The organism is Acutalibacter sp. (assembly GCF_056800975.1).
This window is the reverse complement of record NZ_JBQISV010000008.1, coordinates 17,311-36,817: the sequence shown is the minus strand read 5'-3', so window position 1 is coordinate 36,817 and position 19,507 is coordinate 17,311. Positions and strand designations below refer to the sequence as shown.

General features: G+C 59.1%; 17 protein-coding genes. 8 read left to right on the top strand and 9 right to left on the bottom strand.

Annotated features, from left to right (window positions below; translation table 11 throughout):
- Positions 1–24: 24 nt before the first annotated feature.
- The 5 genes from pduL to ACTO5E_RS01910 form a co-directional block, all read right to left on the bottom strand.
- On the bottom strand, positions 25–591 hold the full coding sequence (gene pduL / locus ACTO5E_RS01930) for a phosphate propanoyltransferase (RefSeq protein ID WP_482301096.1): 567 nt from the start codon (positions 589–591) through the stop codon (positions 25–27).
- A 68-nt stretch (positions 592–659) separates the two neighbouring features.
- Entirely contained in the window at positions 660–1,250 is a 591-nt protein-coding gene (locus ACTO5E_RS01925; protein WP_482301110.1) for a uracil-DNA glycosylase, read from the bottom strand.
- Positions 1,250–2,329, bottom strand: a complete 1,080-nt coding sequence (locus tag ACTO5E_RS01920) for a lysylphosphatidylglycerol synthase transmembrane domain-containing protein (protein WP_482301094.1) — start codon at positions 2,327–2,329, stop codon at positions 1,250–1,252. Before ACTO5E_RS01920 ends, ACTO5E_RS01925 begins: the two co-directional genes overlap by 1 nt.
- Positions 2,330–2,541: 212 nt before the next feature.
- Positions 2,542–3,564, bottom strand: coding sequence for a rod shape-determining protein (locus ACTO5E_RS01915; protein ID WP_482301092.1), 1,023 nt, complete (start codon positions 3,562–3,564; stop codon positions 2,542–2,544).
- Between the two features lie 125 nt (positions 3,565–3,689).
- Complete coding sequence (locus ACTO5E_RS01910; RefSeq protein WP_482301090.1) at positions 3,690–5,432, bottom strand: leucine-rich repeat protein; 1,743 nt, start codon at positions 5,430–5,432, stop codon at positions 3,690–3,692.
- A 372-nt stretch (positions 5,433–5,804) separates the two neighbouring features.
- Between ACTO5E_RS01910 and ACTO5E_RS01905 the strand changes: the two genes are divergently transcribed.
- Positions 5,805–6,173: a hypothetical protein gene (locus ACTO5E_RS01905; RefSeq protein WP_482301088.1), complete on the top strand. Its 369-nt coding sequence runs from the start codon at positions 5,805–5,807 to the stop codon at positions 6,171–6,173.
- On the opposite strand, the gene ACTO5E_RS01900 is transcribed toward ACTO5E_RS01905, so the two are convergent.
- On the bottom strand, positions 6,110–7,795 hold the full coding sequence (locus ACTO5E_RS01900; RefSeq protein ID WP_482301086.1) for a sensor histidine kinase: 1,686 nt from the start codon (positions 7,793–7,795) through the stop codon (positions 6,110–6,112). The two genes, ACTO5E_RS01905 and ACTO5E_RS01900, sit on opposite strands and share 64 nt — an antisense overlap.
- Positions 7,796–8,007: 212 nt before the next feature.
- On the opposite strand from ACTO5E_RS01900, the gene ACTO5E_RS01895 reads away from it, so the two are divergent.
- The 4 genes from ACTO5E_RS01895 to ACTO5E_RS01880 are packed head-to-tail and all read left to right on the top strand — an operon-like array spanning position 8,008 to position 12,286.
- Positions 8,008–9,594, top strand: coding sequence for an ABC transporter substrate-binding protein (locus tag ACTO5E_RS01895; RefSeq protein WP_482301084.1), 1,587 nt, complete (start codon positions 8,008–8,010; stop codon positions 9,592–9,594).
- A gap of 34 nt (positions 9,595–9,628) precedes the next feature.
- Positions 9,629–10,555: an ABC transporter permease gene (locus tag ACTO5E_RS01890; protein WP_482301082.1), complete on the top strand. Its 927-nt coding sequence runs from the start codon at positions 9,629–9,631 to the stop codon at positions 10,553–10,555.
- A 14-nt stretch (positions 10,556–10,569) separates the two neighbouring features.
- Entirely contained in the window at positions 10,570–11,457 is an 888-nt protein-coding gene (locus ACTO5E_RS01885; RefSeq protein WP_482301080.1) for a carbohydrate ABC transporter permease, read from the top strand.
- A 22-nt stretch (positions 11,458–11,479) separates the two neighbouring features.
- Positions 11,480–12,286 (top strand): alpha/beta hydrolase, encoded by an 807-nt coding sequence (locus tag ACTO5E_RS01880; protein ID WP_482301078.1) that lies wholly within the window; start codon positions 11,480–11,482, stop codon positions 12,284–12,286.
- A 67-nt stretch (positions 12,287–12,353) separates the two neighbouring features.
- Here the strand turns inward: ACTO5E_RS01880 and ACTO5E_RS01875 are convergent, their stop codons facing one another.
- Complete coding sequence (locus tag ACTO5E_RS01875) at positions 12,354–13,904, bottom strand: response regulator transcription factor (RefSeq protein WP_482301077.1); 1,551 nt, start codon at positions 13,902–13,904, stop codon at positions 12,354–12,356.
- Positions 13,905–14,525: 621 nt separating this feature from the next.
- Here ACTO5E_RS01875 and ACTO5E_RS01870 point away from each other — a divergent pair.
- Positions 14,526–15,356 (top strand): MBL fold metallo-hydrolase, encoded by an 831-nt coding sequence (locus tag ACTO5E_RS01870; protein ID WP_482301076.1) that lies wholly within the window; start codon positions 14,526–14,528, stop codon positions 15,354–15,356.
- A 166-nt stretch (positions 15,357–15,522) separates the two neighbouring features.
- On the top strand, positions 15,523–16,884 hold the full coding sequence (locus ACTO5E_RS01865) for a CitMHS family transporter (RefSeq protein ID WP_482301074.1): 1,362 nt from the start codon (positions 15,523–15,525) through the stop codon (positions 16,882–16,884).
- 262 nt (positions 16,885–17,146) lie between these two features.
- Here the strand turns inward: ACTO5E_RS01865 and ACTO5E_RS01860 are convergent, their stop codons facing one another.
- Complete coding sequence (locus tag ACTO5E_RS01860; protein ID WP_482301072.1) at positions 17,147–17,848, bottom strand: CatB-related O-acetyltransferase; 702 nt, start codon at positions 17,846–17,848, stop codon at positions 17,147–17,149.
- Between the two features lie 622 nt (positions 17,849–18,470).
- Between ACTO5E_RS01860 and ACTO5E_RS01855 the strand changes: the two genes are divergently transcribed.
- Complete coding sequence (locus ACTO5E_RS01855; RefSeq protein WP_482301071.1) at positions 18,471–18,839, top strand: GIY-YIG nuclease family protein; 369 nt, start codon at positions 18,471–18,473, stop codon at positions 18,837–18,839.
- Positions 18,840–18,883: 44 nt separating this feature from the next.
- On the opposite strand, the gene ACTO5E_RS01850 is transcribed toward ACTO5E_RS01855, so the two are convergent.
- Positions 18,884–19,336 carry a DUF3879 family protein gene (locus tag ACTO5E_RS01850; RefSeq protein WP_482301069.1) on the bottom strand — a complete coding sequence of 151 codons (453 nt, stop codon included), beginning with the start codon at positions 19,334–19,336 and terminating at the stop codon, positions 18,884–18,886.
- Positions 19,337–19,507 lie beyond the last annotated feature (171 nt).

The following is a 19,507-nucleotide window of genomic DNA, read 5'->3' as shown; positions in this document are numbered from 1 at the left end:
CCGGGGCCTGTTTGTTATGTTCTTTTACAGAATAATCTCTCCGTCCACCGTGCCGGGCAGAGCGGCGGCGTTGGACTCATCCGTGTCCACATGCATGGCCAGGGCATAGTTGGGGCTGACCCGGCACACCACGTCGCCAAAAACCAAAGCACGGCCATTGTAGTCCACCTTCACCGACACAATCTGCTTGTCGGCGACCCCGGCCTCCTGGGCCTCCTGGGGGTTGAAGTGGATGTGGCGTTTGGCGGCAATCACGCCCTTTTCAATGGCGACCTCGCCGGCAGGGCCCTTCAGGGTGCAGCCGGGGGTGCCCTCCAGGTCTCCGGACTCCCGGATGGGGGCGGTGACCCCCAGCTTGCGGGCGTCGGTGAGGGAAATCTCCACCTGGGTCTCAGAGCGGGTGGGGCCCAGAATGGACATGGACATGGAGCCCTTGGGGCCAATGACCTCCACCTTTTCGGCGCAGGCAAACTGACCCGGCTGAGACAGGTCCTTCTTATTGGTAAGGGCAGCGTCCGGCCCAAACAGGGCGGCAAGGTCCGCCTGGGACACATGCACATGGTGGGCGGAAGTTTCAACCATAACCTTCATAGCAACGTCCTCCAGTCAAATAATTTCTGTGACTATTATACTACCCGCAGGGCAAAAAAGCAACCGCTTTATCCCATATTTTGCAATTTTGCCACATCGCAGCCCAGCTGGTCAATCTTCTCACGCAGCTTCAAAAAGTCCTCCAGCGCGGCGGGCTTCTGGCCGGGGTTGCGCAGCAGGGCGGCGGGGTGCAGAGTCGCCATCATCAGCACCCCGTTTTTTTCCACAAAAATGCCGTGCTCCTTTGTAATCTTGATGTCCGGCTTCATCAGGCGCATGGCCGCAACCCTGCCCAGGCACACCACAATTTGGGGCCGCAGCAGGGCAAACTGGTTGCGCAGCCAGGGAATACAGGCCTCCTGCTCCTCAGGCAGGGGGTCCCGGTTCTGGGGCGGGCGGCACTTGACAATGTTGGCAATGTACACATTGGTCCTCCGGTCCAGGTCCACCGCGGCCAGATACTTATCCAGCAGCTGCCCGCCCCGGCCCACAAAGGGCTCGCCCAGCAGGTCCTCGTTTTCTCCTGGACCCTCCCCCACAAACATCACCCGGGCACGGGGGTTCCCCACCCCGAACACCACCTGCCGCCGCCCCTGGCACAGGCCGCATTTCTGGCAGCTCAGGCAGGCTGTCTCCAAATCCTGCCAGTTCTGGAACATCATCCTCCATTCCTCCCCTCCGCCTGGCAGGCAGACTCGCCGGCGTTCTCCCTGCGCTTGTACAAAAACTGGTCCGCCACCACCAGCAGGGCCCCGGCGATCACCACCAGATAGTAGGTGAAGAACCGCCAGACCATCACAGCCGCGTACAGGTCGTTGTTGACAAAATAGGGCCGCAGAAAGCTGGAAAAGCCGATCTCCTGAGCCCCGGAGGCCCCCGGCATGGGCATAAAGGACACCGAGGCCTGCAGCAGGCTCTGGATGGCCACCAGCTCCACATATCCCGCCTGACCGTAGCCAAAGGCCCGGTAGACAAAATAGAGCACGCTCATTTGCAGAATGAACTGGGGGATGGACAGCAGAATGCCCCAGACCACCGCCTTTTTCTTCTCTTTGAAATCGTCGGTGTAGCTGTCAAAGTCGGCCTGAAATTTGTCAATGGTCTCGAGAATATGAAAGCGTTGGGACAGCCTTTGAAACCTGCCTGCCAGAAATTTCACAAACCGGCACAGGGCCCCCAGCACAGGGCGGCAGAACATGGACCCGAAAAACACAATAGACCCGCCGTTGATGCACAGCCCCACAATAATGATGGGGAGGATGCCCGGGTTTTCCCGGGAAATTTTGCCATACAACAGCAGAAGGCTCACCAGCGAGCACAGCACAAAGGCGCATTGGTAGCAGAAAAATTTCATGATCAGCACTGCCGTGGACAGGCCCACAGGGATTTTGTCCCGCCGGAGATAGGCCGCCTGCATGGGCTGGCCCCCGGTGGAGCTGGGGGTGATGTAGGAGTAATAGATGCCGATGAGGCTGATTTTCATGCTGGTCCTCATGCGCATGGGGATGTTCTGGCTGCGCATAAGCAGCAGAACCACGCCCCCCTCGAAGAAGAAAAACACCACGCTCACCACCACGGCAATGGTAAGAAAACCGGGGGTCAGGTGGGTGATGGTGTAAAACACGCTGGCAAACTGGCGGTTGAACACCCCGAACAGCACCACCGCCGCAATGGTGGCAATAATGTACAGCATGGCCCAGGGTATCTTCTTTTTCTTTTTAACCGGCTGTTGGTCCATGGAACACGGTCCTTTCCTGATGTAATCGGCTGCGGTCCGCCTCCCGGGGCCGCTGTCCCCCTGCCTGCGCCATAGAGCCAGAGGCTTCCCGGGCAGGGGCTGTGCAGCCGGCCCAAAAACAGAGGGGCGGCGCTGGCTATAAGCATACAGGGGCCCCTTTACGGTCCCCTTAAGCAAAAGCTTACCATTCTCTTACTTTTTTATGTACTCCCTTAAGAATAGGACATCAGCGGGTTGATGCGCCCATGCTCCCCCCGGTCCAGCTTGTCAATATATTTGATGGCCCGCCCGGCCCCCAGCACCACGCAGCTGGCCGGGTCGTCAAAGGTCACAACAGGGATTTTCGTCTTCTTCCACAGCAGGGTGCTCAAGCCGTACAGATTGGCCGAGCCCCCGGTAAGGTAGATGCCGTCGGTAAAAATGTCCGCCAGCAGCTCAGGGGGGGTCTGCTCCAGGGTGGCCTGCACGGTGCGCACAATGGCAATGGCAGGCTCAATCAACGCCTCAATCATCTCGTCCGAGGTCATCACCGTGGTGGTGGGCAGGCCGGTCACCGCGTCCAGGCCCTTGAGCACATAGGTGCTCAGCTGGCGGCGGGGGTAGGCGCAGCCAATGGCAATTTTGGCGGCCTCGGCCATGCGGTCCCCAATAATCAGGCTGAATTTGCGGCGGACATACTTGACAATGGCCTCGTTGAAGTCGTCGCCGGCAATGTGGGTGGAATTGGCAATGGCAATGCCGTTGAGAGAGATGACCGCCATGTCGGTGGTTCCCTCCCCCACGTCCACAATCATGCAGCCGTGGGGCGCGGAAATATCCACCCCCGCCCCAATGGCCGCGGCCACCGGCTCCTCAATCAGGCAGACCTTGCGCACCCCGGCGGAGCCGATCGCGTCCACCACAGCCCGCTTCTCCACCTCGGTCACCCCGCAGGGCACACTGACCACCACCCGGGGGGCAAACAGCCTGCCCCGCCCCACCTGGTGCAGATAGTGGGCAATCAGGTGCTCGGCCAGGGTCAGGTCCGAGATCACGCCGTTGCACAAGGGGTGGGCCACCGTGACCCGGTCGGAGGTGCGGCCCAGCATACCATAGGCCTCGGTGCCAATGGCAATAATCTCGTCCGTCATATTGTCCACGGCAATAATGGAGGGCTCGTTCAAAACGATGCCCTTACCGTCCTGGTAAATTTTGAACCGGGCGGTGCCCAGGTCGATGGCAATGTCGGTGCCCATAGCAAGGCGACCCCTTTCATGCAAGTGGTATAGTCATCTTATTATAGCACAACTCTTAGTAGGTTTCAACTCCCTGGAACAGATTCCCACGAAAAAGACCCCGGCAGCAGCCAGGGCCTTTCTCATTATTGGTAAGCCTTGTAAAGGAAGGAGACGATCTCCGCCCGGGTGCACTTGCGGTTGGGGCTGAAAGCGGTGCCCGCGGCGTTGGTGCCGCCGGTGATGCCCTCCTTTGCGGCCCAGTTGGCGGGCTTGTCGTAGTACACGCCGGTTTTGATGTCGTTGAACTTGTTGAAGCGGGGCGGCGTGGGCCTGCCCTTTGCCGCGTAGAGGAAGGTGACAATCTGCCCCCGGCTGCAGTCCTGGGTGGGGCTGAAGGTGGTGCCCGCGGCGTTGGTGCCCCCAGTGATGTTGTTCTCCACAGCCCACAGCACGGCCTTGTAGTAGTAGGCGGAGGGGCTCACGTCCCAGAAGGGGTTGCCGGCGCTCTGGGGCTCTGGCCGGCCTGAGGCCGCCCACAGGAAGAACACCGCCTGGGAGCGGTCGCAGATGTCTTTCGACCCAAAGCGGTTCACCGACTTGCCGCTGGTGATGCCGTTCTGCACCGCCCAGTTCACCGCCTGGTAGAACCAGTCGCTGGGCCGCACATCGTCAAACCTTTTGGGAGCAGGCGTGGGCGTGCCCACCGGGTCAGGGGTGGCGGTGGATCCCGGGGTGGGGGTCTCCGCCGGTTCAGGGGTGGCCGTAGGCTCAGGCGTGGGGGTCTCCGTTGGCTCGGGGGTGGGCTGGGCAAAGGGGTCCCAGTCGTCCTCGGGTTCGCTGCCGGGGGCCTGCACATCGTAGCCGTATTTGATGGCGAACCGCTTGATATCGGAAGAATCCGAATACAAAACAGTCTGGCCGGGTACGCCCAGGGAGCTTTCTTCATAGCGCTCATCGATGGTGCAGTTCGGGTTGGGAATGACCACAGTTTTCAGGCTTTTGCAGTTCCAATAGCAGGGTGCGTTCAAAAAGGTGACAGACGCGGGAATATCCAGCCGGGTCAAGGAAGAGCAGAGGCCGAACGCCCTATACTCTATGCTCTCCAGGGTATCCGAAAGCTTGATACGTTCCAGCGATCTGCACTCGTCAAAGCAGACCATTGGCAGAGCCTTGCCCCCGCCAAGCATGACTACAGTTTTCAAGTCGCTGCAATTTGAGAAGGCGCCCCTCTCGATAGTGGAAACAGAAGCGGGGATGACCAGCGTTTCCATCCCGCAGCCAGTGAAGGCCTCCGGCCCAATCGACTCCAGCCCGTCATGCAGGGTGAGGCTTTTCAATGCTGAGTCATCCTGAAAGGCTTCCTCGCCAATGGTTTTGACGGATGCCGGGATGTCAATGGCAGTGACCCCACAGGCCCAGAAAGCCCTTTTTCCAATGCTGGTCAAGGTGCTGGGCAGTGTGACGCTGCGCAACTTGTGGGTATAGAAAAACGCACTGTTCCCCAAAGTCTCAACACCCTCAGGGATGTCGATGCTCTGAAGGTGATCGTTGCTGGCAAAGGCGGAGCCGTCGATATGGGTCAGAGTATGGGGCAGCGAGATCTCGGTGAACTCCATATAGCTGAACGCCGATTCGCCAATGCCGGTAGCGCCTTCTCCAACCACCACCTTTTTGATCTGGCTCTTGTAATTTTTCCACGGGGTGGCCTCGCCAATGTCCCCCGTGCCCGAGATGGTCAGCACCCCGGTGTCGGTGTTGATCACATAGCGCAGGTTTTCGCCGCACAGGCCGCTGTACTCCTCTGCGCTGGCTGTCAGCCCTGCAGGCGTCAGGCCGCACAGCAGGCTCAGAGCCAGCAGCAGGGACAGAGCTCTTCTTTTCATCATGCTTTCCCTCCTGTTTTTTGCCGGGAGCCTGCAATAAAGTGTACCTTTTGACAAACTGGCGTGATTTTGCAAAATATTGAAATTCCTTCTGGCGGGGACTTGCGTATTGGTGCAAAATGTGGTATAATTTAAATATTCCGACAATATAATGGGAAGCTTGCAAAAAGTACACCTTTTGCAAGCTTCCCATTTTTTTGCAGCAAAAAACTCCCCTTCCGGCCCTTCGCACCCTGTTTGCTGTCAGATTGTGTCTGAAAAAAGCAAAAAAACCGGTTTCCGCCTATAATAACATGGGCTTTTTTCTTTTGTGCTATTGAAAAAGCCAGACAATTAAGGTAAGATAATTTCACACTTTCATAGGAGGAATGCTCAATGAACAACGATGAACTTGAAGCCGCAAAGCCCCGCTATTGGAGAGAGTCCAGCCTGGAGGCCGTCCATTTTTGCCAAAGGCTCCGGCTGGAAAACGGCGTTACGCTGCTCTACGACGACCAGCGGGGATTGGCCGAGGGCAGCGACGGACGCATATATTACGCTGTCTGCCGGGAGCTGCCAGGGCCTGAGGAGGACATGGAGATTCTCGGGTGGAGCGCGGAGATTGACGAGGAGTTTTTTTGGAATGAGAAAAGAGCCCGGACGCAGCGGCGTCCCGGCTCTTTTCCTTTGCCTTTGGGGCGTCAGTTCTTCTCCCCGCCGCTGCGCCAGGGCAGAATAATCTCCACCACAGAGCGCCCGTCCTGATTGTAAAAGCGCAGGCTGTACTCCACGCCGTACATCAGAGACAGCCGCTTGTGGGTGTTGCGCACGCCAATATGCCCCCCGTCCTCCTGGTCCGCGGCTGTCAGACGGTTCAGGGCCTCCAGGTCCTCGCTGGAAAAGGCCGAGCCGCTGCCGGCCACGGTAAAGCGCACCTGGGGGGGCTCCGCGTCTACAGCCTGGGCCTTAATGGTGACCAGCATCCCCCGGCTGTAGTGGCTGTGCTTTACCGCGTTCTCCACAAAGGTGAGCAGCAGCAGAGGCGGCAGCTCAAAGGCCAGCAGCCCGGGGGGAATCTCCTCGTCCACCGCGCTCTGGGTGCGAAAGCGGATGTTCTGTATTCCCAGATAGTCCTGAATCGAGGCCAGCTCCTTTTCCAGGGGCACGGTAAAGAGGCCGTTTTGAAACAGGTAGCGCACATAGTCCGAGAGCTTGAGGCAGAACTCCTGAATGCGCTCAAACTCCTTTTTTTGGGCCATGCCATAAATCACGCTGAAGGCGTTGACAAAAAAGTGGGGCTTGATTTGCAGCTGAAAATATTCCAGCTGGGTTTTTGCCAGAGAGATCTCCTCCTCATACTGCTCAATCTTCAGCTCGTTAATCTGCCCCACCAAAGCGTCAAAGGCAGACATGGCCATTTCCAGCTCGGCAAAGCCCTTGCGCTTGGCGGTGTGCCGCTCAGAGGCGTAGTCGTTGACATGGCTTTGCAGCCGCTCGAAGGGGGCCTGGATATACCGCTGAAAATAGGTGAGGGTATAGATGGAGAAGACCGCCACAATCAAAAGGGTAAGGGCAAACAGCCACATCACGGTCAGCCAGGCCTGCTGGGCTGCGCCGGGCTTGTCCGCCACAAGCAGGGTCATGTTCCCGTGGGGCAGCACAAACTCTTGCGAATAGCCCTCCCAGTCCTCCTCTGCCGGGTAGGTTTTGCCCCCCTCTGGCGTTACCGGCCTTCGGTTCTGGTCCATCACCAGGTAAAAGCCCTGGTCAGACAGAGGCACCCCTGACATAAAGGAGAGGGCGGAATCGCAGGGCACCCAGCTGGCCGCCACCGCGCCGTTGAGCTGATAGCTCTGCAGCAGATACACGCTGCCGCCGGCAATCACCGGCTCCCAGGCAGGGCTCTCTTTGATGTGGGAGCTGGCCTGCAGGCTCTCTTTAATGGCTTTGCGCAGACGGCTGCACTCCCCATAGTCAGAGCGCCCGTCGTAGCGGAAGACCTCTGTGCCGTTTTTCAGCTCGTAGAAAAAGAAATTGAAGCTCCCCGCGGGAGAGCGGCCCTGAAGCTCCAGCCGGTCGCTCAGCTGCCGGGCGGCCACATTTCTTCCGTGAACGTCCTCTGCGCTAAGCACCTTCTGCACCTCCTCGTTGCTCAGCAGCAGCTCGGTCAGGCTCAGGTTCACGGCGGAGAGGGCGCCGTCCAGCCGGCTCAGCTGCTCCTCCACCGCGTAGACGGTCCGGCCCCACTGGTATTCCCGGGAGCTGTGCAGCGCGGCCGCCAGCCCGGCCAGGCTCACCGCCAGAACCAACAAAAACAGAGACAGCAGCCACAGCAGAATCTTCCGCAGGGCCGGCCTGGGCCCGCGCCCCCTCTTTTGCTCACCCACACGCATTCCTCCTTGGGTTCAGCTGAAAATATTATAACCAAAAGCCCGTTCTCTGACGAGGGGTAAACCGCAAGATGTCCGATTTGTGATAATTTGTGTACCGTTTCCTTATATTTCCCGGGGCACAAAATCTGGTATGATTATTATCACAAATAACCGGCGCGGCCCGCTGACCAATGCGGCCCACTGCCGGAATTTATGGAGGTATGTATATGAAAGCCAAAAAGATCATCAGCCTTTTGCTGGCACTGGCCCTGGTAGCGTCCCTGTTCGCCGGGTGCGGCGGAGACGGCAAGGACAGCTCCAGCCAGGCCCCTGCCAGCAGCAGCGGCGAGAGCCAGACCGGCAGCGGCGCCGGAGACGCCAGCTCCCAGGGGGGCGAGGCCGAAGGCACGGGCAAGGTAGACGGCGGCGGCTATGAGGTGAACTACCTTTACATGATCGCCCAGGAGGGCCCCAACCAGAACAAGGTGAACGAGGCCATCAACGAGCTGGCCCAGAAGGAGCTGAACATGAAGGTGAACGTCATCCCCATGACCTGGGGCACCTACAACTCTCAGATCTCCATGATGCTGGCCGCGGGCGAGCCGCTGGACATCTTCCCCGCCTTCTCGGGCAACTTCTCCACCTACATTCAGTCTCAGTATGTGGTGGACATGTCTCAGTATCTGGACGACCTGAAGGACGCCCAGCAGGTGCTGGGCGAGGACTTCAACTGCGGCTACATCGGCGACTTCCTCATCGGCCTGGGCCAGATGAAGGAGCGGGGCTACCCCACGGGCCTGGTGGTGCGCAAGGACATTTTTAACGAGCTGGGCTATAAGGTAGAGGACTTCAACGTCACCGTTGAGGACTACTCCTCCTTCGACCAGCTGGGCAAGCTGTTTGAAAAGGTAAAGGCCGCCCACCCCGAGATGGTCTGCCTGGACGGCACCTCTATCATGGCCCTGCAGACCATTGACTGGTTTGACAACCTGGGCGACAACTTCGGCGTGCTGGAAAACTACGGCCAGACCACCACCATCACCAACTGGTTTGAGTCTGAGCAGTATAAAAACTTCTGCCACATTGGCAGCGACTGGTTCAAAAAGGGCTACTCCTCTCAGGATATTGCCGTGAACTCCGACTCCGGCGAAATCAAGATGAAGGCGGGCAACTGCTTCTCCTTCATCACCGCCATCAAGCCCAACACCGACGTTGAGAAGAAGGCTCAGACCGGCTACGAGGTGGCGGTCATTCCCGTGGGCGGCAACTGCGCCAAAAGCACCTCTGCGGTCACCTCCGCCATGCTCTCTGTGGCCAACTCTGCCCAGGACCCCCAGAAGGCCGTGCAGTTCATGAACTGGACCTATGTGAGCCAGGAGTTCAACGACCTGATCAACTGGGGCATTCAGGGCGAGGACTGGGTGCTGACCGAGGACAACCTGGCAGCCTATCCCGAAGGGGTGGACGCCTCCAGCGTGAGCTATCACAACGACATGGGCTATATCTATCCCAACCAGTTCGCGGGCCATCCCTGGGAGGGCAACCCGGTGGACATCTGGGAGCAGTATGAGAAGTATAACAGCGAGATGATGACCTCTAAGGCCTACGGCTTCACCTTTGACTCCACCCCCGTAACCACCGAGGAGGCCCAGCTGGCCTCGGTGTACGAGCAGTACTCTAAGGACCTGGCCTTTGGCGTGGTGGATGTGGACAGCAAGCTCAAGGAGTTTAACGACGCCTTGTACGCCGCCGGCCTGCAGAAGGTGATGGACGAGAAGCAGCGTCAGCTGGACGAGTGGCTGGCCGCCCAATAAGCCCGCCCAAAAGCCTTGCGCAAGGAGGATGGATATGGAAAAAAAGAAGCTGAGCTTTACCCGGTTCAAGCAGTTCATCCCGCTCTATCTGATGCTTCTGCCCGGGGCGCTGTACCTGTTCATCAACAACTATATCCCCATGGCGGGCATTGTGGTGGCCTTTAAAGCCTACAATGTCAACGACGGGCTGTTTTTCAGCCCCTGGTCCGGCCTGAAGAACTTTGAATATCTGTTTACCACCAACGAGGCCGGCGTCATTATCCGCAACACCCTGCTCTACAATGTGGCGTTCATCATTGTCAACATGGTGATGGGCATTATACTGGCCATCTTCATCTCAGACGTGGTGAACAGCCGGCTGAAAAAGCTGTATCAAAGCTCCATTCTGCTGCCCTTCCTCATCTCCATTGTGGTGGTCAGCTACATTGTGTTCGCCCTGCTGAGCCACGAGAACGGGATGCTGAACAAGAGCCTGCTGCCCCTGTTCGGCCAAGAGCCTGTGCAGTGGTATAACGACACCACCTGGTGGCCCCTGATTCTCATTGTCACCAACTGCTGGAAGGGCGTGGGCTACGGCACCCTCATCTACATCGCGGCCATCGCGGGCATTGACCAGAGCTTTTACGAGGCCGCCGAGCTGGACGGGGCCAGCAAGTGGCAGCAGATCACCCAGATCACCCTGCCCTGCCTGATCCCCTCTATCATCACCCTGCTCATTATGAACATCGGCCGCATTTTCTATTCCGACTTCGGCCTGTTCTATCAGGTGCCCCAGAACTCCGGCTCTTTGTATGAGGTGACCAACACCATCGACACCTATGTATACCGGGCGCTGATGAGCTCGGGCGGCATTGGCCGGTCCTCGGCAGCAGGCCTTTTGCAGTCTGTGGTGGGCTTCACGCTGGTGATGCTCTCCAACTTCATTGTCCGCAAGGCCAGCGCCGAGAACGCGATATTTTAAGGAGGCGGGAAAACATGATTATGTCAAAGGGCCGCAAGGCCTATCAAGCGGTGATCAACATCATCCTGCTCCTGGTGTCTCTGTGCATGATTCTGCCCCTGCTGCTGCTGTTCATGTCCTCCATCACCGAGGAGAACACCCTGGTGGTCAACGGCTATTCCTTCTTCCCCGCCCAGTTCAGCGCGGGAGCCTATGAGTACATTCTGCAGAACGCCGCCACGGTGTTCCGGGCCTACGGCATCACCGTGCTGGTGACCGTCATCGGCACTGCGGGCAGCATCATCCTGTCCTCGCTGATGGCCTTCCCCCTCTCCCTCAAGGAGCTGCCCGGCCGGCGGGTGATCACCTTTTATGTGTTCTTCACCATGCTGTTCTCCGGCGGGCTGGTCCCCTCCTACATCATGTGGACCACGGTGTTCGGCATTCGCAACAGCCTGTGGGCCTACATCTTCCCCAACTTTCTGCTGGGGGCCTTCAATGTCATTCTGGTGCGCACCTTCTTCACCACAAGCATTCCCACCGACATTTATGAGGCCGCCAACATTGACGGGGCGGGCTATATGACCATCTACTGGAAGATTGTGCTGCCCCTGGGCAAGCCCATTCTGGTGACCATCGGCCTGTTCACCGGCCTGACCTACTGGAACGACTGGACCAACGGCCTGTACTACATCAACAAGTCCAGCATGTTCAGCATTCAGACCCTTCTCAACCGGATGATTCAGGACATTCAGGCCCTGGCGGCCCATTCCACCGCCAACTCCGGCGCCCTGATGCAGATTCCTCAGGTGTCCATCCGCATGGCCATTGCCTTTGTGGCCATTCTGCCCATTCTGCTGGTGTATCCCTTTTTGCAAAAGTATTTCGCCAGCGGCATCATGCTGGGCGCCGTGAAGGGCTGAAATCATTACGGAGGTCAAGAAAATGGCAAAATTCACCTGCAATTTTATCTCCTATACCCTCAAGCGCACCGTGGACATCACCGTCATCGTGCCCACTGTCACCATACCCGAGTCTATGGGCATGACCGGGGGCGCGCCCTGCCGCCACACCCCGGCGGAGAAGTTCCCGGCGCTGTACCTGCTGCACGGCATGGGCAACAACCATGCCACCTGGACCGGCTACACCAATGTGGAGCTGTTTGCCGAGGAGCGGCAGATTGCGGTGGTGAATCTCTCCGCCGAAAACAAGAGCTATGTCAACCTGTGCGGCGACGACTTCTTCACCTTTGTCTCAGAGGAGCTGCCGGACTTTGTGTGCGGCATGTTCCCGGTTGCCAGAGAGCCGGAGCACACCTATATTGCGGGGCTCTCTATGGGCGGCTACGGCGCCCTGGTCCATGCCCTGAACCACCCGGAGCGGTTCAAGGCCTTTGGGGCCTTCTCGGCGGCGGTGCAGCTGAACCCGGCGGCCCTGGTCTCCGGCGGAGCGGACGCTACCCAGCAGAAGCCCGCCGACCCGGCCCTGGACCCCCTCTCTCTGGCGGAGAAGCTGGCCGGAGAGGGCAAAGCCTTCCCCAAGGCCTACATTGCCTGCGGGGCCAAGGACTTTCTGTTTGAGGCCAATGTGGCCTTCCGGGACCAGCTGCAAAAGCTGGGCGCGGACCTGACCTGGGACGAGCACCCGGACTATGGCCACGAGTGGCGGTTCTGGAACCTGGAAATCGAGAGGTTCCTGGACTGGCTGCCCCGGACCGACGGCTATGCCAAGGCCGGAAAAAGGCAGATTTAGCGAAAAGGAAACCAAGAAAAAATCCGAGAAAGGGCGGGCCCTCCCAAAGGGGGCCTGCCCTTTTCCCTTATCCCCCGCCCCGCCGCCGGTATTCCACAGGCGTCAGGCCGGTCTTCTCCCGAAACACATGGGAGAAGTAGGAGATATTGTCATACCCCACCCCCATAGCCACCTCGTTTACCGGCACATTGGTGTGGGCCAGCAGCTTTTTGGCCTCGTTCATGCGGATGTCCTGCAGATAGCCCCCAATGGAGAGGCCGGTCTCCTTTTTGAACACCCGGGCCAGGTAGTCGGGGTTGAGAAAAAACACCTTCGCCAAAACGCCCCGGGTCACGTCCTCCTGGTAGTGGGCGTTGATGTACTCCTTCATCTTGCCCACCGCCGAGTGGGACTCCTTCATGTACTCCATATAGTCCCCCGCGGTGCGCACCACATAGCACAAATACCGCTTCATGTGGCTGATGGAGAACAGAGAGCGTTCCCGCAGGGTGTCGAAGCGGCGGTCGGAGAACAGGGCGTGGGCCTGAATCTGCCTTTGCCCCAGAACCGTGTGCACCATCTGCATCAGGTCGATGCGCATGGCCTTGATGTAGGGCATGTTCACCTGCTCCCGGGCCGACAGCCGGTCCAGGTGGGCGCAGATATCCTCCTCCAGCTCCTGAATGCGGCCGGCGGTGAGCAGCGTGCTCCACTCCTGCACCCTTGGGCCAGAGGTATAGGGAATGCTACGCTTCACATAGTCCCCCGCCCGGCACACCACCCCCTGGCTGCACACATCGTCCGCCAGACAGTCCTTCACCCGGGCAAAGGCCTGGGGGGCGTCCTCCAGGGCAATGCCTGTGACATAGTAGAAGTTGCCCCAGCAGGACAGATAGTCCTTGATAAAGGCCTCAAGCCGCCGCAGGGCCCGGTCAAGAGCCCCGGGCCTCACGCCGGAGAACACCGCGCACTGGGCCCCGTCCCACAGGGGCACAATGGCCTCAAGGGACATTTTTTCCTCACCCGCCAGCTCGTCCAGCACATTGCGCATGGCATACCTTTTCCAGTTTCCCACTGCCTCCGACCCATCCGCCAGAGAGCAGGCGCACAGGGCAAAGGCCCCGTCCTCCCCATAGTGGGCCGCGCCCTCCTCCGCCGGGGCGGGCGAGCCCCCGGTCAGCAGCCGCAGCCAGTAGTTCCGCTTCTGTTCCAGCTGAAGCCCCGGCAGATTCCGGCGCACGCTGGCCAGGCTGCGCAGGCGGCGGGCCTCCTCTACAGCGGCGGCAAGGCGCTCCTGCAGCGCCGGGTAGGCGATGGGCTTGAGAAAATAGTCGAAGCTGTGCAGCTCCACCGCCTTCTGGGCATAGTTAAAGTTGGCAAAGCCGGTGCAGAACAGGGTGACCACCTCCATCTGGTTGTCCCGCACCCATTCCAGCAGCTCCAGGCCGCTGCCCCCGGGCATTTCAATGTCTGTCACCATCACCCCGATGTCCCGGCTTTGCAGCAGCTCCTTGGCCCGCTGGCTGGTCTGGGCCACATAGACCTCCTCCAGGCCCAGGGCCGCAAAATCCACGCCGTCGGCAATGCCCTCTACCACATCCAGCTCGTCGTCCACCAGCAGGACGTCCAATCCGCTCACCCCCCGGCTCCTATTATCGTCCCTTTTATTTTAGCACATCCGCGGGCTGAAATCCAGTCTCTGTTTTGGGGGCAGGGGACAAATCCCCGCCGCCCCTTGCCTGAGGCAGAAAGGACCGTCTGTGATGGAACCGGTACCACAGCTTTTGCCGTTGACACGGCCGCGAAGCCCAAGATTACGTTCATCGTCCTGGCCCAATCCGACTGGGGCTGGCTCTGACAGGAGAACCTGCCCCGGCAGGCTGTCCATTGAAAAAAAACACAGGGTGCAAAGCCCCCTTTGGGGGTTTGGGGGAATGTCTTCTTCTTTTTCTTTTTTTTCTTCTTTATCTTATATGTCTATCGTTTCTCCTAACGTTTTCACTGTCGTTTTTACTATCACTTTTACTATCGTTTTCACTGACATTTTTACTGACGCTTTTGCTGTCATCTGCTCAGTCTTTTCCCCTGCCGCTTTCCCGGGCTCTGGCTACAAGCTCCATCTTTTAACAGAATTAGTCTGAAAAATGCTATTGTTTTTTCCCGAAAAGTGATATAATGTACCTAAAGCAGCCCTGTCCCGCCGGGCGTCCGGCCCGGTACAGCGGCGCAGTCAACAAGATAAGGTATGGAGGAAACGCAAATGGAGTATCGCAGCGCAAACATCACCGAGCGCGGTTTCATGTATGGCAAATGGATGACCGCGCCCAACACCTGGACCATCACCTTTGGAGGCGGGGTCTACAGCTACCTGATTATTGGCGAGGAGAAGGCTCTGCTGTTCGACACGGCCTACGGCATGGGCAACCTGCGGGAGTTTGTGGAGGGCATTACCCAAAAGCCGGTGATTGTGGTGAACTCTCACGGCCACTTTGACCACACCGGCGGCAACCCCTGGTGGGAGGAGGTCTACGCCGGGCCCGGCGCCGAGGCCACCATGAAGAAAGCCTTCAGCCCGGAGATGCAGGAGGACTTTAACAAAAAGCCCTTCCCCGATTACCAGGTACATACGGTGCGCGAGGGCCATGTCTTTGACCTGGGCGGCCGGCAGCTGGAGGTCATTGAGATTCCCGCCCACCACGAGAGCAGCATTGCCCTGCTGGACCGGTCCAACCGGGCTCTTTACAGCGGCGATGAGCTGGAGGCCGGGCAGGTGCTCCTCTTTGTCCGCAACGAGCTGCTGCCTCTGAAAGAGGTGGTGACCAGCCACATGGCCAACATGAACAAGCTGAAGGCCCATTGGGATGAGTTCGACGTCATCTACCCGGCCCACAACGGCCCGGGGCTTCACAAGAGCTATATTGACGACTATATTGCCCTGGCCCAGCATGTTCTGGCCGGCGACGCCCAGATTATGCCGGACCTGGCCGGGTTTGGCTGGGCCCCCAGCGTGGAGGGGAGCCAGTTCGCCAGCCTGGGCGCCCTGGAACGGGCCCAGTATGGCGGCGCCTCCTTCATCTATGTAAAGGAGTAATCCCACGGCAGCCATGTCCTGCCGGTACAATAAGCTACAAGGGCGGCGCGCAGAACGCGCCCCCGGCCCTGACGGGGGATTTGCCCGCCCAGGGCATGTCCCAAAAGAATAAACGGAGAGCGACCCCTGGGGCAGGGGCCGTTTTCCTGTGGAAGGAGAGGTTTCCATGCTGGCTTTTCTGGGCTTTCTCACAGTAGCCCTGATGCTTGCGCTGATTATCTGGAAGAAGCTGACCCCCACTGTGGCCTTAATCGCGGCGCCGCTGGTGACAGGGCTCATCTCCTGCGGCTTTACGGTCACCGACCCGGAGGCCGCGCCCGGCCGCATCGACTTTCTGCAAAACGCCAAAAACCTGGGGGGCATGATCGTCGGGGCCCAGGGCATTGGCTCGGTGGCGGCTACCGGGGTTATGTTCCTGTTTTCCATTCTGTTTTTCGGCATTCTCACCGACGCGGGGACCTTCCGGCCGATCATCAGGGGCATCATCCGGCGCATGGGCGGCAACCCGGTGCTCATCACCCTGGGCACGGCTCTGCTGGCCATGTGCGTCCACCTGGACGGCTCCGGCGCGGTGACCTTTCTCATCTGCGTGCCTCCCCTGGTCCCCCTGTATGACGCCATGAGCATGAGGCGCACCACCCTGGCCACCACCGTGGCCCTGGCGGCGGGCACCATGAACATCCTCCCCTGGGGCGGGCCTACCATACGGGCCGCCAGCGCTTTGGGGGCCGGGGACCCGGTGGGTTTTTTTCTGCCGGTGCTGCCCGCAGTGGGGGTGGGCCTGGCCTGCGTGCTGGGCTTTGCGGCCATGCTGGGCCTGTGGGAGAAATCCCGGGCCGGCCGGCTGGCCCCGGCGGGAGGGGCCTATCAGGAGCAGGAGCTGAGCCCGGAGCAGCAGGCGCTGCTTCGTCCCCGGCTGTTCTGGGTCAACATCGGGCTCATTGTGCTGGCCATTGCCAGCCTGCTGCTCTCGGGACTGGCCCCGGCAGTGGTGTTTATGATATTTTATGTGCTGGCCACGGTAATCAACTACCCCAATGTGGACCAGTCTAAGGCCCGGGTGGACGCCCATGCCCAGAGCGCCATGATGATGTGCTCGGTGCTGTTTGCGGCCGGGTGCTTCTGCGGCATTATGAAGGGCTCGGGGATGATTGACGCCATGGCCAAGGCCCTGGTCTCGGTGATGCCGGACTCTCTGGCCCGGTTCTTCCCGGCCATCACCGGGGTGATCTCCATGCCCGCCTCCCTGGTGTTCGACCCGGACTCCTTCTACTACGGGGTGCTGCCCATTCTGGGCGAGACTGCCAAGGGCTTTGGGGTGGACCCGCTGATGGTGGGCCGGGCGGCTATTCTGGGCCAGATGACCACCGGCTTCCCGGTGTCCCCGCTCTCCCCCGCCACCTTTTTGCTGGTGGGCCTTGCCGGGGTGGACCTGGGAGAGCACCAGAAAAGGACCATCCCCTTTGCCCTGGCGTTGACCCTGATCATGCTGGCTGTAGCCATGCTGACCGGCGGCGTGAGCTTATAGGGACATCTGCCAGGCCCTTCCCCGCACCGCTCCCCTTGTTTGACGGGGAGCAGCAGAGGGGCGCATCCCCCCTCGCCAGTCAAAGAATAAACAGCGCGCGCCAGCCCGAGAGAATGGGTTGGTGTGCGCTGTTTGCCATTCAGGAGTTGTAGAATAAGATAGTACGCCAGTCTGAAATACTGTCGTTGATATTGCCGCAAGGCCCTGTCGCTGGCAAAAAGATATTCGAAAGCTCTGGCGCAAGGCCTGCCGCTATAGGCTCTTACCCTCTGTCAGAGGCAGGGGAGAAGCTGCCCAAAGGGGCCGTCCCCTTTCCCAGCCGGTCCTTCAGCCATTGCCGGACCCTTTCCAGGTCCGGGTCGCAGAGCAGGGGGAGAATCTCCGTCAGCTCCGCCGGGGGCAGGTCCCACCAGCGGAAGGCCAGCAGAAGGCTGGTCGGCTCTGGGTCAAACCGGCATTTCAGCTGCCTGGCGGGGTTGCCGCCAAACACCGTATAGGGAGGAACATCCTTTGCCACCACCGAACAGGCGGCAATGATCGCCCCGTCCCCCACCTTGAAGCCGGGCAAAATCACGCTTTCCCGGCCGATCCACACATCGTTGCCAATCACCGTGTCGCCCTTGCGGGGCAGCTGGGCCATATGGGGCGGGGTATTCTCCTGCCATGCGCCGCCCATCACGGCAAAGGGGTAGGTGGTTACACTGCTGACCCGGTGGTTGGCAGGCCCCATGATAAATTTTGTGCCAGAGGCAATGGCGCAGAATTTCCCAATTACCAGCCTGTCCCCGAATTCCGGGTGGTTGAACAGCACATTGTTCTTTTCAAACCCGGCAGGGTCGTTCTGGTCGTCGTAATAGGTGTACTCTCCCACCAGAATGTTGGGAGCCTGGACCACGTTTTTGATAAAGCACGAGGTTTTATATTCGTTTGGAAAGACCGCGTTGGGGTCTGGAATCCTTGTCATATACAATTAGGGCTTGTTTGAAAATAGAGGGAATGACGATTTTTTACCCAAAAGGGGTTCATTTCAAGGAAAAAACCGCAAGGCAATCTTCCGATTGGCGAGGATTTTTGACGCAGAAAGGGGCCCCTTCTGGGTAAAAAGACGGCGTTTCCGATTTTTCAAACAAGCCCTACCCTTTCTGTTTTTTTATCACCTCCCTTCCTTCGCAAAGTATGATGGCGACCGCCCGTTTTTTTCTCAGCTCTCTCCTCATTTTGCCGCTTCTCCATGCCTTTCCTTTTACTCTCTATATTTTATTATAGCACACCTGGCGGTGGGCAAGTCGCGGGGCCGCGAAGCGACACGCTACCGGCATCTACACTTTGGGCTTGTTCCCCGCGCAAAGCAGTTTGTAGTTATTATAGCATAGGGGCCGGGTTTGTCAACCCTTTGCCCCTTTCGCAAATTATGATGTAGGCGCTCCCTGGAAGTACCGGGGCCCTGAGCGTGAATCATAATAAAACAGCCCGATCGGCCGCGCCGTCTTGGGACAACGGCTTGCAACCGCGGCGGAGTTATGGTATACTTGGCGGGACAGAAGGGGGGCCTGTCAGTATCATGATGGGAAGGAGGAAAGCCCACAATGGAGCATGAAAAGAAGAAAGCGCTGCGCGCCCAGTATGACCAGCGGAGGCCTGACATGGGCATTGTCTGCTGGAAGGCCGGGGAGAAAATGTGGATCGCTGTCTCGAAGGACGCCAACGCGGACTATAACGGCAGCCTGTTTCAGCTGAAGCTCGGGTCCTGGCCCAACCGGGAAATGCAGAGGGCCTACACGGAAAACCCGGATGCCTTTACCTGGTCCCTGCTGAAAAAGCTGGACTATAAGGAGCGGGACGAGGACCACAGCGACGACCTGGAGCTGCTGTATCTGATGTGCATGGAGGAGTACCCCCAGGCAAGAAATAGGCCTTGCTGGGAGCGGCAATTTTCCAGGCAAGGCGGCGCATAACAGCAGGGCCGGGGGGATTTCCCCGGCCCTGCTTTCTGATTATCTTACGCTGTAACGTCTATGCCCTGCCGGTAGCTGTCCAGAATACTGGTGTCAAAGGGGGTTCCCCAGCTCCACCCCGGGTTGTGCTGGCGGACAAACCCGGCAAGCCGTTGGGCCTCGCTGTGGAACATTTCGTTCAGGGTCCAGGACGCGCTCAGCCGCTCTTCCGGCGGGAGGGACAGGGTATAGCTCCGAATGGCCCCGCTGATATCCTCCCCGTCGCTGACCCCATAGCCGTTCTTCATATGCTCAAAGGCAATCTGCCTGACCTGCCTCGCCGCGCTTTCGTCCACAGGAACGATTTTGCGATAGTCTCCGGCGTGGTTCAGGCTCATGCCAGGGGTGCCGTAGGGGTTGACATGGGGCCTGGCCTGCTGGCCCTGGGCAAGCTCGCCCAGCCTTTGCTGCTGCCGACTTTGTACAAGTCGGCTTTGTACAATCTGGTTGACTGTCATGAAAAGACCTCCTTGCCAAAAACCGCTTGCGCCGCCTGTTCGCCTGAGCGGCTCCTTACTTATATTGTCGGCTGTTTGGGGTAAAAAAGTAAGGCCTTCTTTTGAAAATGACGCGTCCTGCCAAGCTATTTATTTCAGGGGCCTTGCGGGCTCTCCCAGAGGCTCGGCCCT